This window comes from Bacillus sp. T-10(2022) (assembly GCF_056502895.1).
On sequence record NZ_CP113518.1, the window covers coordinates 2,617,637 to 2,633,451 of the forward strand.

Annotated in this window: 14 protein-coding genes; 6 read left to right on the top strand and 8 right to left on the bottom strand. The window is 39.0% G+C overall.

The genetic code is table 11. The features are described from left to right. Positions 1–38 precede the first annotated feature (38 nt). Positions 39–998 carry a VOC family protein gene (locus OSJ91_RS12770; RefSeq protein ID WP_350302501.1) on the top strand — a complete coding sequence of 320 codons (960 nt, stop codon included), beginning with the start codon at positions 39–41 and terminating at the stop codon, positions 996–998. A gap of 287 nt (positions 999–1,285) precedes the next feature. Here OSJ91_RS12770 and OSJ91_RS12775 read toward each other — a convergent pair whose 3' ends face one another. Next, complete coding sequence (locus OSJ91_RS12775; RefSeq protein WP_485891888.1) at positions 1,286–1,465, bottom strand: FCD domain-containing protein; 180 nt, start codon at positions 1,463–1,465, stop codon at positions 1,286–1,288. Between the two features lie 549 nt (positions 1,466–2,014). Between OSJ91_RS12775 and cuyA the strand changes: the two genes are divergently transcribed. Next, the gene (gene cuyA, locus OSJ91_RS12780) at positions 2,015–3,010 is read left to right on the top strand and encodes a D-cysteate sulfo-lyase (RefSeq protein WP_350302503.1); all 996 of its coding nucleotides are present in this window, start codon (positions 2,015–2,017) and stop codon (positions 3,008–3,010) included. 159 nt (positions 3,011–3,169) lie between these two features. Here the strand turns inward: cuyA and OSJ91_RS12785 are convergent, their stop codons facing one another. Continuing rightward, complete coding sequence (locus OSJ91_RS12785) at positions 3,170–3,478, bottom strand: amidohydrolase family protein (RefSeq protein ID WP_350302504.1); 309 nt, start codon at positions 3,476–3,478, stop codon at positions 3,170–3,172. A 322-nt stretch (positions 3,479–3,800) separates the two neighbouring features. On the opposite strand from OSJ91_RS12785, the gene OSJ91_RS12790 reads away from it, so the two are divergent. Together OSJ91_RS12790 and sigH are read left to right on the top strand one after the other, a co-directional pair. Next, positions 3,801–4,304: a DinB family protein gene (locus OSJ91_RS12790; protein WP_413017389.1), complete on the top strand. Its 504-nt coding sequence runs from the start codon at positions 3,801–3,803 to the stop codon at positions 4,302–4,304. A 636-nt stretch (positions 4,305–4,940) separates the two neighbouring features. Continuing rightward, the gene (gene sigH, locus OSJ91_RS12795; protein WP_350302506.1) at positions 4,941–5,591 is read left to right on the top strand and encodes an RNA polymerase sporulation sigma factor SigH; all 651 of its coding nucleotides are present in this window, start codon (positions 4,941–4,943) and stop codon (positions 5,589–5,591) included. Between the two features lie 246 nt (positions 5,592–5,837). Here the strand turns inward: sigH and OSJ91_RS12800 are convergent, their stop codons facing one another. Together OSJ91_RS12800 and OSJ91_RS12805 are read right to left on the bottom strand one after the other, a co-directional pair. After that, positions 5,838–6,152 carry an iron-sulfur cluster biosynthesis family protein gene (locus tag OSJ91_RS12800; protein ID WP_350302507.1) on the bottom strand — a complete coding sequence of 105 codons (315 nt, stop codon included), beginning with the start codon at positions 6,150–6,152 and terminating at the stop codon, positions 5,838–5,840. 255 nt (positions 6,153–6,407) lie between these two features. Then, positions 6,408–7,316, bottom strand: a complete 909-nt coding sequence (locus OSJ91_RS12805; protein ID WP_350302508.1) for a LysR family transcriptional regulator — start codon at positions 7,314–7,316, stop codon at positions 6,408–6,410. Between the two features lie 322 nt (positions 7,317–7,638). On the opposite strand from OSJ91_RS12805, the gene OSJ91_RS12810 reads away from it, so the two are divergent. Next, complete coding sequence (locus tag OSJ91_RS12810) at positions 7,639–9,453, top strand: assimilatory sulfite reductase (NADPH) flavoprotein subunit (protein WP_485891736.1); 1,815 nt, start codon at positions 7,639–7,641, stop codon at positions 9,451–9,453. A 26-nt stretch (positions 9,454–9,479) separates the two neighbouring features. Beyond that, positions 9,480–11,198, top strand: a complete 1,719-nt coding sequence (gene cysI / locus OSJ91_RS12815) for an assimilatory sulfite reductase (NADPH) hemoprotein subunit (protein ID WP_485891737.1) — start codon at positions 9,480–9,482, stop codon at positions 11,196–11,198. A 110-nt stretch (positions 11,199–11,308) separates the two neighbouring features. Here cysI and OSJ91_RS12820 read toward each other — a convergent pair whose 3' ends face one another. The 4 genes from OSJ91_RS12820 to OSJ91_RS12835 form a co-directional block, all read right to left on the bottom strand. Continuing rightward, positions 11,309–11,860, bottom strand: coding sequence for a Rid family hydrolase (locus tag OSJ91_RS12820; RefSeq protein ID WP_485891738.1), 552 nt, complete (start codon positions 11,858–11,860; stop codon positions 11,309–11,311). A gap of 225 nt (positions 11,861–12,085) precedes the next feature. Continuing rightward, positions 12,086–13,171: a Ger(x)C family spore germination protein gene (locus OSJ91_RS12825; protein ID WP_485891739.1), complete on the bottom strand. Its 1,086-nt coding sequence runs from the start codon at positions 13,169–13,171 to the stop codon at positions 12,086–12,088. Then, complete coding sequence (locus OSJ91_RS12830) at positions 13,168–14,259, bottom strand: GerAB/ArcD/ProY family transporter (protein ID WP_485891740.1); 1,092 nt, start codon at positions 14,257–14,259, stop codon at positions 13,168–13,170. Before OSJ91_RS12830 ends, OSJ91_RS12825 begins: the two co-directional genes overlap by 4 nt. A gap of 18 nt (positions 14,260–14,277) precedes the next feature. Beyond that, the gene (locus OSJ91_RS12835) at positions 14,278–15,741 is read right to left on the bottom strand and encodes a spore germination protein (RefSeq protein WP_485891889.1); all 1,464 of its coding nucleotides are present in this window, start codon (positions 15,739–15,741) and stop codon (positions 14,278–14,280) included. Between the last annotated feature and the right edge of the window lie 74 nt (positions 15,742–15,815).

Genomic DNA, 15,815 nt, shown 5'->3' on the forward strand with positions numbered 1-15,815 from the left:
TCATAACAAAATAAACTACGGGAAGAAGGTTTATAAGTATGGCTGAATCACTATTGGGCAATAGGAATATTAATCAACTCGCATTTGTTGTAAAAGATATTGAAGCTGCTAATCTAGCTTTTACAAGACTGCTGGGCATTAAGAAGGCAGAACCGTTTCTAACTGGTGACAGTTCTATTTCGAAAGTCACTTTTAGAGGTGTACCAACGGAATCACAATCCAAACTGGCTTTTCTGAATACACCAACCGTCCAATTTGAATTAATAGAACCCGATAAAAATCCAGGAACGATGCGTGAGTTCCTGGATGAAGTAGGTGAAGGGATTCACCATATTGCTTTTGATGTAGACTCTATCCAAAAGAGGCTGCCAATCATGGAGAAAAGTGGATACCCAGCTTTGCAAACGGGAGAATTCACTTCAAGTGACGGCCGATATGTATATGTGGATACACTAGATGATCACAAAACGTTAATTGAAATGCTTGAAAGTGCAGAGCCGAGAGAAACGGCATGGGAAAGACCAGAAGATGCTAGCGTTCAGCCGCTATTAGGGACTAACAAAGTGGAACAGATTGCGTTAGTTGTAAAAGACCTTGATGCGGCTGCAGAAGCATATTGTAAGTTGTTGGGGATTGAAAAACCTCCCATCATCCATTCTGGTTCAACCGATATTACAAACGTGATTTACAAAGGGAAGCCCACTGAAGGAAAGTCAAAATATATGTTCATCGATACGCCGTTAATTCAAATTGAATTAATCGAGCCGGGTGAATCACCCAGTACGTGGAAAGATCATCTTGAAACATATGGTGAGGGTGTTCACCATATCTCTTTTGTCGTTAAAGACATGGAGGCTAAAATGAAGATGCTGGAAGAAATGGGCTATCCGGTCATACAAACAGGTGACTTTTTTAACGGAAAAGGCCGATATGCCTATATGGATACAACATCGACCTATAAAGTTATTATTGAATTGCTAGAACGTTTTGATGAGTAAACATGTACCAATTTCATCAAAAGATGTTCTGGATGCAATTGTCTGAGCACTTGGAAATTACATAATTTGGAATAATGAACTCCAGCGGTCATTCAATCTAAAACCTAGCCATTTTCCCACCTAATCTGCTGATTAACTTACTAAAAGTGAAACCGTAAAAAGCATACAAGGCAATGGGCGGAAAGGGGACTTCAACCATGGCCTTGTAAGTGCTCGTTGTTTCGTTCCTCATACCAAGATATATCAACCATAGTAACATCCTCATTACGGGCCGATAAAAAGGAAATTCAAAAAGAAAACCATAATGAATCCGTAGTTTTTTGGAGAAAGGTATTTCTCGAGTAGGAATATAATAAGCGGTGAAATTCAATGTTTGCACGGCTTGCCGCTATTCGGTCATTACTATTAATTGCCAGTTGCAGTTTATCCGTTGCCCATTCCAGTTTTTTTAATTCCTCCTCCGTAATTCCTTCACAAGCTTATTGGATCGAATAGTTTTCGAGCATTTTCGTGATTTCCAATTCCTGCTGTAAAAGTTCAATATCCATATTGGATATGACCATCCCTATGCCAGGTTTCACCTGAAGCAAATTTTCCTGTTCTAATTTCCCCGTTAAACGGTCTCAGGGGCAAAAATATACCTTCAATGATCGCATTTTTTATAACAAAAAATAAAGCTTCCCTTAAGGACTTAGTAGAATAATGTTCTATTTTTTCTGTAATATATTGATAGTGTATTCAGGGAAGCCCCCATCCATACTGAAACTGGGGAAACTGCCTGATACTTTTGGAAATACAAGGGTGTCATAGAGTAAGTGGAAGCTCACAGTAGGTTATATTATCATAGGTTTTGATATGGGGATTTTTTTTACAGATAATTAAGAAGTGAGATTCATGTTGCTCGATTACATAAAGATGCTATGATTGAAATCGAAGATTATACTAAAGAAAAGAATACATCAGATTGATATTTTCTTTTCTTTAATATACATAGAGGATACAGGAGGAGTTTTAAAATGAATTTAGCACAATTTCCTAGAAAGCGATATACACCGACATATACACCAATTGAGAGGTTAGATCATTTTTCTGATGTTCTTGGTGGACCATCCATTTACGTTAAACGTGATGATATGCTTGGTTTGACGGCTGGGGGAAATAAAACAAGAAAACTGGAATTCCTTGTTGCCGATGCATTGGAAAAAGGCGCGGATACGTTGATTACATGTGGAGGCATTCAGTCAAATCATTGCCGCTTGACACTGGCTGCTGCGGTTAAAGAGAAAATGAATTGCATCCTAGTTTTGGAAGAGGGACTTTCGAAAAATTCAGAGCCGGATTTTAACGGTAACTATTTTCTCTATCATTTATTGGGGGCTGACCAAATTATAGTTGTACCTAATGGATCGGACTTAATGCAAGAAATGCAGAAAGTGGCTAAAGAGGTAACAGAGAAAGGACACCGACCTTACATCATTCCGGTTGGGGGATCCAATGTCATTGGTGCAACCGGATATGTTGCATGCGCTCAGGAGATCTTGGCACAGTCCTTTGAGCAAGGGATTGATTTGAAAGCAGTTATTTGTGTAAGCGGCAGTGGGGGAATGCATGCTGGCTTGGTGGCAGGATTTCATGGAAATCAAAGTGGAGTATCAGTAATTGGAATAAACGTAAGCAGAGGAAAAGCGGAACAAGAAGCGAAAGTTTTTCAGCTTGTTAAAGAAACCTTAACCCATATCGGCATTCCAGCTTCTATTCCTCGTGAAGCTGTTACGTGTTTTGATGAATATGTCGGGCCGGGTTATGCTTTGCCTACACCTGAAATGGTGGAAGCAGTCAAGCTCATGGCAAGAACAGAAGGGATATTGCTGGATCCGGTATATACGGGTAAAGCGGCAGCGGGACTGATTGATTTGATCCAAAAAGGCATATTTAAGCCGGATGATAACATCTTATTTGTTCACTCTGGTGGTGCTTCATCTTTATATGCCAATACTTCTCTATTTAATTGAAGTACTTATCATGCAGGTGGCCTAATCCCACATTTTTCAATAAAGTAGGCATGGTTATTAAGCGAAAAACATATGTCTAACGCAATGGTAGCGGAATAGACAATTGTCCATGGACAAAAGAGGATTCTACAGTTGTAGAATCCTCTTTTAATGATAATATTACTTTTCGATTAAAGTCGTCGTATGATCAAAAACAACTTTTCCATCAACGATCGTTAGCTGTACCTTTGTATTAGGAATTTCTTCTGTTGGTACTTCAAAGAGATTTCGTTCTAATACTATGATATCAGCAAGTTTTCCTACTTCTAATGTACCCAATTCCTCATCTCTAAAAGCACCATAAGCGGATCCGGCTGTATAAGCTTTCAATGCTTCGGACAGTGTGATGCACTCATGTGGATGCCATACCATTTCACCGCTGCTGTCGAATCTCGTTACTGCACGACCTATACTAAGCTTATTTTGCATGGCTTTATCTCCTAACCAACACTGAATTTATAATATATTAATAACATAATTACCCACTTTTTCTTAAGTAGTGATTCTTGTTGTGTATAGCTAGTAGTAGGAAAATTTGTACCACGTCCATAAAATTGCAGTCACAAACTTACCGTCCAGTATTCGATTTAAACCTGGTTATCCATTTAAATATAAAGCCAATGGACGTTCAAAAAGACTGAAAGTTTAATCTCAAAATAAAATGATTAATAAGGAATTTGTAATGAGGGAACGTATGTTTTATAATGTGCTTTGAGAAAGTAATTATCTAACGGAATAGGGGAGGTATTATATGTATAGTACAATTTCGGATTTTATTAAAGAATGGAATAAAGAAGCCATACTGACTCAGAATGTTTTGGATAGTTTGACAGATGATTCATTAGAACAACAAGTGTATCCCGAGGGTCGCACTTTAGGAAGAATTGCGTGGCATTTCACTACGAATATTCCAGATTATCTAGATCATTTCGGGTTAAAGATAGACCGGATAGAAAGTTCGGAAAACGTCCCTTCTTCAGCCCAGGAAATTGCTATCACTTTTAAAAATGTAAGTTCTCACGCAGCCAAAATAATTGAACAACAATGGACGGACGCATCCCTAGAGCAAATACAAGAAGCGTTTGGTAGACAGGAAACAAATGCTTCCATCCTTATGGGGCTAATCAAGCATATTGTTCATCATCGCGGACAAGTTACGGTTCTGATGCGTCAAGCAGGAATAAAACCTTATGGGGTATATGGACCGCCAAAAGAAGATTGGATTCATCTAGGTGTGGAGAGTCCACCACTTTAATAACTTATGCATGCTTAAGTAATGACCTTAACTAACGGGGCCATTAGCGAATAATTAAATCCCAGTTTCAATTTTATAACCGAGTTAAATAATATGTTAAAGCATCCTTTGAAGGGTGCTTTCTTATTTTATCAAGAAGGGTTTAAATGAAACCTGCTAATTAGAGAGGATGTTTTAAATGGCATTTTCCTTTTTTAAAATTAAAGCTATTGAAGTAAATGTAAAAGTAAAAGGTGGAATGAATTCCAGTCTTTCCCTTTGAATAGGCTATGTTAAACCATTATTGCAGAATAGTTCTTTAGTAGTATTATTTATAATTATGCTATTATTAAGCTTCCATATCCTGAACCCCACCGTAATTGCCGCAACCATCGGCACAACTATATCCGTCAATGATAAGGAGTTAAACAAAACGACTATAATGACGAGATCTTTACCAAATCAATTAAGCTGACTGAAAGTGTATAGATATAGTGCAGGACTTATAAATATCAGAATTTTGTTGAAAAATGTCGTTATTTGCGAATATCATTATCGTCATTTCTGAGATATTATAATATTGAATGTACTTTAATACATTGAAGTGATAATGCAACTTTTATGTCGGGACTCAACTTAGTGAGTGGGGGAAAATAAATGAGTGTAATCATCGAGAAGAAACGAATGGAAAACTATGCTCATATCGAAGATGTAATTTTGGTTGGGAAAATCCATAATGGTGATGAAGATGCACTGGACTTTTTAATTAAAAAGTACAGATGTGTCGTTCAATCAAATGCTTTGAAGTATTTTTTAACGGGTGGAGATAAGGAAGACGTCTATCAGGAAGGGATGATTGGTCTATATAAGGCCATTCGGGACTACAAGAATTGCAAAAAGTCATCTTTCAGATCATTTGCGGAACTGTGTATTACAAGACAAATCATAACGGCTGTTAAAGCGGCTATTTGCCAAAAGCATTCTCCCTTAAATAATTATGTTTCATTGTATAAGCCTATCTATCAAGGGGAGTCGGAACAGTGCCTAATTGATCTAATCCCTGAACAGAGACAAAATGACCCAGTCACGATCTTAATTAAATCAGAAGAAATTTGCGATATTGAGCTAATTTTAACGGAAGTCCTTAGTGAGTTGGAAACTAGTGTTGTGGACTTGTACCTGGAAGGAAAAACTTATTTTGAAATATCAAAGGAATTGAATGTTCCAAAAAAGACGATCGATAATGCACTTCAGCGGGTAAAAAGGAAGTTGGAGCGGTACTTCGAGTCCAGGAGGTTGGAAGCATAATCACTATAATTCTTTGAATTTTCATTCATTATTATTTGCAACAACTTCGAAACGATTCAGTAATAAAAAATAGATTGGATAAAAACAATAGTTAAATGCATTCATTCCTGGTAATGGGGCTATTAGTGCAGTGCTATCCTATGAGAAAATAAAAATCCCTCTAGGTAAATGCCGATGATAAATTCCCTGAGTATAAACACAAAAAGCCCAACTGAAACACCTGGGCTTTTTATTATGTTCATTTTTTTAATTCACTCTATTCAACTGGAGATTGTATCTCAATGTTTCATCTTCTGAATATAATTTGTATCCAAGTCCGTCACTGTAATCAAGGAAGACTTTATCCGGAAGATGCTTTTTAGACTCACTTGATATTAAGATGGGGACCCCATCAATTATGAATCTCTCATCATCTTCGTTCTTATTATCAATTTTCAATTCATGTTCAACATAAATCGAACAGCTCCCAACATAAATGGCTTCGATACGAACACCTTCATTCTCTTTATAATTCATTTTTAATAGTTGTTCAATCGCTGCTTCTTTAATCTCAATATTCATAAAACCCGCTCCCATATTATTTTTTATCTATACAATCCTCTATTTATTCGTATACCCAATTGTTTATAAGTTAATGTGTATAAGAAAGACAAGTTGGGATAGTATATTTCCTTAATGGAAAACCTTGGCTTTATTGTCGAAATTTACTTAATGCAACTTTTCCTAGTTTTGTGTACATAAGCAACCTGATAAACAGCCTGCTCCCTGATTTCCCAGTCTGTAACTTCATTTATAAAACAGCATTCTTCGCAATGATCATCCTATCGGCTTTGCTTTCATGGGCCATTTTTTGTTTAATTCAGTTATAAAAGTCTTGACATTCTTTTTATCTTCCATAATTGGGGAATATACGTACGAAAGTGTCCTGTTAAAGGATTCATTTTTTACCTGAATAATAGAAAGGATTTTATTTTGTACATCCCTTTCAATTACACTTCGGGAAAGCAGAGCCAGCCCTAAGCCGTTTTTTATAAGTGTTTCTTTAATTCCTTGATTACTGCTTATCGTGAGTATCGATTTGATTTTCAATCCATTGGAACGAATGACATGGTTAAGGTATTCACGTGTACCAGATCCAACTTCCCTCGTTACCCATGCTTGGTCATGTAAATCAGTAATCTCCACTTCGTCTTTATTAGCGAGTTCATGATTGTTAGATGACACAATGAATAGTTCATCTTGCATGAATGGGTGAACAGAAAGCTCTTTTTCGTTAGTTTGACCTTCGATTAAACCAATATCCACTTTGTATAGCCGAACGGCTTGAACGATTTCTTCCGTGTTTCCAATTACGACTTGAAGTTCAAGTTCAGGATAATCCTCTTGAAGGTCGATGAGTAAAGAAGGAAGGATATACTCTCCTATTGTAAAACTTGCACCTATCTTTAATTCGCCTTTGATGGACCTATCGTGTTCCTGTATGTCTTGTCTGGTCTGTTCATAGATTGTGATCATTTGCTTGGCCCGGTCGTAAAGAATTTCTCCCGTTAAGGTGACTTTCAAAAATTTAGGAGAACGGAGAAATAATTTGGTTTGGAACTCTTCTTCTAATTTTTTGATATGTAAACTAACACTTGGTTGCGACATAAGAAGAATTTCTGCTGTTTTTGTAAAATTTTTGACTTCCACAAGGGTCACAAATGTTTTTAGAGCATCATAGTACATAGAAATTTCTCCTTATTATTAATATTCTTAATAGTTATAATAAATTATATATATTTTACTAATGATGTGCCTTCCAGTAAAGTTTTAATGAGAAACTTATTTTAGGAAGAGTATAGGCTGGGGAAAGCTATTGTTCTTTTTATTTGTTGCGTGCTATGAACCTATAAAACTGTATTTATCATTTTTTTTGCAGTTAAAACCGACTTGGTCTATAGGAGTAAACGAGTTAATTAATTTATGGATCGAAATAAAATATTTAAACCCACTCGTTATACATAATAATCAACTAAGATAAGTTAATATCCTTTGTGAGGTGGAAATCGTGCAACTTCAGGTAAGTAACAGTCCCTTTAATCAAGAGCAGGCAGAGCTCCTTAACAGCCTGCTGCCAAGCTTGACTGAAACACAAAAAATTTGGTTGAGCGGTTATCTGACTGCAACTTTGTCAGTTTCGAACACAAGTTCAGCCGACGCCCCGGTAATGGAAGCTCAAAGCGGCGGGAAGACAATATCAAAAGAGGTGACCATCCTGTATGGTTCACAGACGGGCAATGCTCAAGGGCTGGCAGAAAATGCGGCGAGTAAGCTTGAGGGTAATGGCTTTCAGGTTACCATTTCATCCATGAGTGACTTTAAAGTCAACAATTTGAAAAAAATCGAAAATCTTCTGATTGCCGTTAGCACGCATGGAGAAGGTGATCCGCCGGATAATACATTGTCCTTCCATGAGTACCTTCATGGCAGGAGGGCACCAAGCCTTGAAGGTCTCCGCTTTTCGGTATTGGCGCTTGGGGACAGCTCATATGAGTTTTTCTGTGAAACGGGAAAACAATTCGATAAACGCTTGGAGGAACTTGGAGGAACACGGTTATTTCCGAGAATGGACTGTGACCTTGATTATGATGAGCCTGCTAGCGAATGGCTGGAAGGAGTACTTTCCAGTTTAAGTGAAGGGGAAGTCAGTTCAATTGCTGCAGTTCCCGCAGCGAAAGCCTCAGTTAGTGAACAAACGTATTCGAGAACAAATCCGTTTAAAGCGGAAGTGTTGGAAAATATAAATTTGAACGGCCGTGGCTCCAATAAAGAGACACATCATCTTGAGTTATCTCTTGAGGGCTCAGGTCTTACATTCGAACCTGGTGACAGCCTTGGTGTTTATCCGAAAAATGATTCGGATTTAGTGGATATGCTTCTTACGGAACTCAATTGGGACCCTGAAGAAACCGTGAAGGTCAATAAGCAGGGAGAACTTCGTCAGCTTAGGGAATCGCTCATCTCTGACTTTGAAATAACGGTATTGACAAAATCGCTCATTGAACAAGCGGCACAGCTTTCAGGTAACGAGGATTTAAAGGAGCTTTTAAAGCCTGGTAATGAAGAAAGATTAAAAGAATATCGTGAAGGCCGTGATTTGCTTGATTTTGTCCGTGATTTTGGCTCATGGGGTGAATCGGCGCAAGAGTTCGTATCAATACTCCGGAAAATGCCAGCCCGTCTATATTCGATTGCGAATAGCTTATCCGCATATCCGGATGAAGTGCATTTGACAATCGGAGCTGTCCGGTATGAAAGTCACGGACGGGAAAGAAACGGTGTCTGCTCCATTTTATGTGCGGACAGATTACAGCCAGGGGACACGCTGCCCGTTTACATTCAGCATAACCAGAACTTCAAGCAGCCGAATAACCCGGACACTCCAATTATCATGGTTGGACCGGGAACGGGCATTGCTCCGTTCAGATCCTTTATCCAGGATCGCGAAGAAGCTGAAGCGAAAGGGAAAACGTGGCTCTTTTACGGCGATCAGCATTTCGTGACGGATTTCCTTTATCAGACTGAATGGCAAAAGTGGTTGAAAACAGGTGTACTTACGAAAATGGATGTTGCCTTTTCACGAGATACTGATGAAAAAGTGTATGTTCAAAACCGGATGCGCGAGCACAGCGGGGAATTATACGAATGGCTTCAAGAAGGGGCAGCTTTATACATTTGCGGTGACGAGAAAAACATGGCACATGATGTCCATAATACGCTTATTGAGATCATTGAAAAGGAAGGCAATATGAGCCATGCTGATGCGCAGGCTTATCTTGAAGAAATGCAACAGAATAAACGCTATCAACGTGATGTGTACTGAAATTTGGATGAAAAGGAGATAACAACATGGTGAAAACACTATTAAATGCACCAGTAGGCCCGCCAAGTGATGTTGAGCAAATTAAAGAAAAAAGCGATTATTTGCGAGGTACACTTGGAAAAGTGATGCAGGATCGGATCAGCGCCGGTATTCCGGATGATGACAACCGATTAATGAAACATCACGGCAGCTATTTGCAGGATGACCGGGATCTACGTAATGAGCGTCAAAAACAAAAACTGGAGCCTGCCTATCAGTTTATGTTGCGTGTCCGCATGGCCGGCGGGGTAGCACAGCCTTCTCAATGGCTTGTTATGGATGACCTCGCTCATAAATACGGTAACGGAACTTTGAAATTGACAACAAGACAGACGTTTCAAATGCATGGTATTTTAAAATGGAATATGAAAAAAACCATTCAGGAAATCCATGCTTCCATGCTGGATACAATCGCTGCATGCGGAGATGTAAACCGGAACGTAATGTGCAATTCGATTCCATTTCAATCCGAAATCCATTCCGAAGTATATGAATGGTCGAAAAAATTGAGTGATTATCTATTGCCGCGTACAAGGGCGTATCATGAAATCTGGCTGGATGAAGAAAAAGTGGTTGGTACTCCTGAAGTGGAGGAAGTCGAACCAATGTACGGAAAGCTTTATTTGCCAAGGAAGTTTAAAATAGGCATAGCCGTACCTCCATCCAATGACATTGATGTTTACTCCCAGGATCTTGGCTTCATAGCAATTGTTGAAAATGGTAAACTCGTTGGTTTTAATGTGGCGATCGGCGGCGGAATGGGAATGACCCACGGTGACAAGGCGACATATCCCCAACTAGCAAAGGTAATCGGCTTTTGCCAGCCAGACAAAATACTGGATGTGGCTGAAAAAATCATTACGATTCAGCGAGATTACGGGAACCGATCCGTAAGGAAAAATGCTCGGTTCAAGTATACGGTAGACCGGCTTGGGCTCCACGCGGTAAAGGCTGAACTGGAAAATCGTTTAGGCTGGAAGCTGGAGGAAGCGAGAACATATCATTTTGATAATAATGGTGACCGCTATGGATGGGTAAAAGGCATGCAAGGAAAATGGCATTTTACACTGTTTGTCGAGGGTGGCCGAATTGCCGATATCAATGATTACAAGCTGATGACCGGTTTGCGCGAAATCGCAAAGATCCATACGGGTGATTTCCGGTTGACGGCCAATCAAAACCTTATCATTGCAGATGTGTCAAGTCAGAAAAAGAAAAAGATCATAGAATTGCTTGAAACATACGGTTTGACGGATGGTGCGCATCATTCTGCGCTCCGACGCAGCTCGATTGCATGTGTGGCGCTTCCAACATGCGGGTTGGCAATGGCCGAAGCAGAGCGTTATTTGCCGGTTCTGCTTGATAAAATCGAGACCATCGTTGATGAAAACGGCCTGAGGAACGAAGAAATCACGATTCGCATGACCGGTTGTCCGAATGGATGTGCCCGGCATGCACTCGGGGAAATTGGTTTTATCGGTAAGGCACCTGGCAAATATAATATGTATCTCGGTGCTGCATTCGATGGAAGCCGATTAAGTAAAATGTACCGTGAAAACATCGGTGAAGAAGAGATATTAAAAGAGCTGGGTGTACTTCTTTCCCGTTATGCAAAAGAACGTCAGCAAGGAGAGCATTTCGGCGACTTTGTCATCAATGCTGGCATTGTCAAAGAAGTGACGGATGGAACGAATTTTCATGATTGATTAAAACAAACGAGAGACAGGAATAATTTCCTGTCTCTTTTGGTATTCACAGGTTTTCCGGTGTGCCTGGAACACCGGTATTTTGAATCATGACCATACACATCTATAGTCTATTTATTTGAGTTGCTGTTATTTTTATAGGCTACTTCTGCTTCAATCTCAATGAGAAAGTCCTGCGAAACCAAGCTTTCAACGCCTACAGTTGAACGAGCTGTTTTCACTGGATTTTCTTTTGTATTAAAGAACAGAGCATAGGCATCGAACCAACCTTGATAGTCTGGTGCATCTCCTTTGTTCGGATCTGGCGCGACATACACACGCAGAAATGTTACATCAGAGAGGGAGAGTCCTTTTGTTTTCAGATCTGCTCCTAATTTCTCTAAAATCCCGATTGCCTGCTTTTCTGTATTGCCATATCTCTCATAAGTGGTTTTTCCATCCTTGTTTAAAAGAGGAGCTACTGTTCCGCTATACAATATCCGGTTATAACTTTGAGGTACAGCAACTGAACTGGAAATCTCAGAAGTTGGAGACCCAAAGAAGGTCACTTTATCTGATTTCAATTCATTTTGCTCGTTATCTGCGGAAGCAAAAGAGAATCCTGCGATTACGCTTATACCTAATACTGAGGCTGCGATGATCGATTTCATAGGTGTTTTCATAAAGTCACCTCCTGTTATTTATGTAACAACGATAGGTAAATGAATCTGATTCATTTGTACTGCTTTAGAAGGACTTTACTTTCTTTTAATAATTCTGCATGAATCCGGCTAACCATGTTTTGAAAGCACCTGCCAGTCAACCAGTTAAATTACTTCGCTGTTCACAATTTGATTTGAAAGTAGTTTTCCAATCATATGAAGAATTCTAAATGGCCTATCGACAATTCATTCTGAGACCCCGGTTTGAATGATATTAACTTTAGTTTCTACATTAATGTTCATCAACGGATAAATCTTTTTCCAATGTTCATAGGTCAATTTTTTGTTTTTGGCGTGATATTTTTCCTTCAGGCCAATCGGGTCAAGGGATCTATTCTGGAAATCTTTCATAAGACGGTTTGCCTGCTTGGATAAATCAGCTTCCATTTCCTTTTCAATTTTCTTTATCATCTTTCTATTGGTTAGGTTTTCACTGCGCATGGATTCCTTGATTTGTCCTTTAATGTTGATCTTAATCGTGATCGAGGGATTTTTCTCTGAGCCGGATACCTCATAATTTGAACCGCTTCGGATACTTTCCACTACGATATCGCTTTCTTTCTTGTCTTTTAATTTGAATTTGTATATTCCTCGCCTATGATGTTGAACTAATGTCTTGAAAATGAACATATCATCGGTTCGAACTTTCGTGACCATCTTATTTTCATGAAATAGGGCCACTCCAGAAACAGCAACTTCATTATTAATTAATTTAATTAAAGGAAGATACGAATCGCCGCCAGTTTCTAGAGCGTTTCCTAAAAAAAGATGGAGGTTAGTATCGGGTCCGTTCCCCGTTTTATTTTGTTGATTAATCAAATCCGATAAAAAGATTCCAATATTCACATTCGTATTTGGTGGTTTCGTATTTATGACATTCTTGACCTTTCCTTCAACGATGGCCAAAATGACCCTGTTTCCAAGTTGCGGCTCACGGTAGAGATAATCGGTCAGTTCTGTCATTCCGATTTCACGAACCATTTTCTCGCTGAATAAAATGATGCGTGTCTGTCCAAGCAATACCGGCTTATCCGCTTTTTTGGAAACGACAGCCTGAACATCACTCGTTGTCGTCGATGTTCCAGTTAAGATTTGATATTTACCCATCTTGTCCTGTTGGAAGATAGGGATGACGAACATTCCTTCGACATTATCATTTTTCAGTATATCGTAGCCAATGGCCTGGGACATATTGACTTCGTCAACCACTCTTGGCTCGGCACAGCTGCAAAGGAGGGGAAAAGCCAATATAACAAGAAATAATTTTCTCATAAACGTTTCCTCATTTTCTTTATATAGATGACGACCAAAAGAAGAGGCAAGTATAAAGCAACAAAGAGTGCGCCGTATGGATTGATGATTTTACGCAATATATATAGTGAATCGACATCAAAAACAAAAATATTCGTAAGCAGGATAATAATCGACATCCCCCATAATGGATACTTTTGCTGAACATTGAATAAGCGCTTGAAACCTCGGCTTGCTGCCCACAAGGGGATGGTCATGTTGGGTATGATGACGAGTGCCCACCAAGATACATCTATATATTCAAATCGCTGGATAAAGGGCAACTCGACAATGCTGGTCAATGACAGTGTCGGCCATATAGTCAGTTCCAACTGTTTTTGTGAATAAAAAACAAGTGAAACTAAATAAACGAATACTGTTATTAAGGTTGTTGTTAAGGCCCCTCCATGAGCATATTTTTGTGAGGTTTTAGCATCTTTGATGAACGGATAAAACATAACGATCATTTCAAAACCAAGCATTGTTAATGAAGTACTTCTGGTTCCTTTCAATACATCCAATAGAGTGTGGTGGAAAACAGGAAGCAAATTGGTGAATTCAGAGTATTTCATGGCATAGAATAGGACAAATAAAAGCCAGTATGTCAAAATGACGCTTAAAAAGGCAATACCCGTAATCGTTCGGAACCCTCCCGTATTTATATAATAAATCAGGATCAGAAAAACTAAAGCAAACGCCCAAGATGGTACCTCTTCAAACATCCATACATGTATGACATTTATATAGCTAATCATGACTGTCATCCCTAGGATCAAAAAGTAAAGAATGAATAATAGACTGAAGAAATTCCCGATCCATTTTCCGAATGCATGATTATTGGCCGAAATGATATCACCAGGGACGATACTGAAGATTTTATATATGACCCAAATCATTATATGAACGATCAGGCCGGCTAGTAGTATCGAAATCCAGCCATCTGTTCCCGTTGTCTTCGCTAAAACTCTTTGAAAACTTAAAACGCCTATTCCCGTTTGCATGGAATGCACTAAAAAAAATACATAAAATGGTGACACCTTATACTTTTCATTAACTCCAGCTTGGTTCATATAGGACCCTCATTTAAATCATTCATTAAAATCATTTTTTTTGATTCTTGCTTTTTTGGGCTGTTGCTGTCTGGTTATATCATCAGGACGTAAATTTACAGGCCGTGACTTGAAAAGATTTAAAGGAAGCCGAACAAAGCTATCTTTCCAATCTTGCATGCGAAATGGGTATATCGGTTCAAGGTACGGGTGTCCCATTGACGTTAATTTGATAAGGTGGGTCATCAAAAACACGGCTGCTATGGTAATGCCGAGCAGCCCCCAAATTTGGGCCCCGATTAAGAAGGGGAACCGCAGCAGCCGAATGGCATTACCCATTTTATAAATGGGAGTAACAAATGATGCCAAGGCTGAGAGGGCAACGATAATCAATAAGATATTACTGGTCAAACCAGCTACAACGGCTGCTTGACCGATAACGATACCGCCGACGATACCTAATGTCTGACCTACCTTTGTTGGCAGTCTGGCAGCAGCTTCCCGTAATAACTCAATGGAAATCTCCAGGAATAATGCTTCAATCAAAGGCTGAAAAGGTATTAAGTTCCTTGAAGTGACGATCGTTTCCAAAAGATCTTTAGGAATCAGTTCATAATGATAGGTCAGCACGGCTACATAAATGGGAGTGGCAAATATCGAAAAAGCGACCGCGAATATCCTTAATAAACGGAATGCAGATGCGGGAATCCATGGCATATTATAATCTTCCATCGTGATAAAGTATTCCAACAAAATGGTTGGAGTAATAAGTGCAGAAGACGACCTATCGATTAACAGGGCTACTTTACCTTCAGCCAATGCACTTGCGATGCGATCAGGCCTTTCCGTATTTAGGAAAAGGGGAAATAAGGTATTTGAATTATCATATAGCATTTGCGCGAGATATGACCCGTCCAATATTTCATCAAACTCTACGTCATTGATCCTTTGGATAACATTATCAACATTTTCCTGATCAACGATCCCCTCTATCGATAAAACTGCCACTTTCGTTTTAGACAAGTATCCCACAGTCATTTCACTTACTTGCAAACCAGGGACAGGAAGTCTTTTTCTGACTAAATTCAGATTGATATCAAGATCCTCGACAAATGCTTCTTGAGCACTTATGATTCCAAATTCAAGTTCAGGTTTCTCAACTTGTCTGCCTTGTTGGGACGCAACATTGATTAATAGGCATTCATCAAGATTTCCATCTAAACGAAGTGCAATTTCGCCTCTCATGATTCTTTCTTCAATTACAACCTTGGTACTGGTGATCAGTGTATTTTCAATAGGAACGTTTTCTTTTATTTGCTCCAAATTTATCGTTTCCAGAGTAGGTATGACAGAAAGAACACTTTCATGAAGTACCTGTGCATCGATCAAAGAGCGATAAAAAGAAACCCAATAGCCTATGCCATTATATGTTCCTTGATGGTTTATGAAATCATTGGATGAAGATAGGGTATTGAATAGATCCCTTACTTCCGAAACCTTAATTAATTCATCATTTTTTTCGTTTGGTTGATTTGGCTTTTTTTTGAACGTTCTGCGGTTAAACAATGTTGTCACCT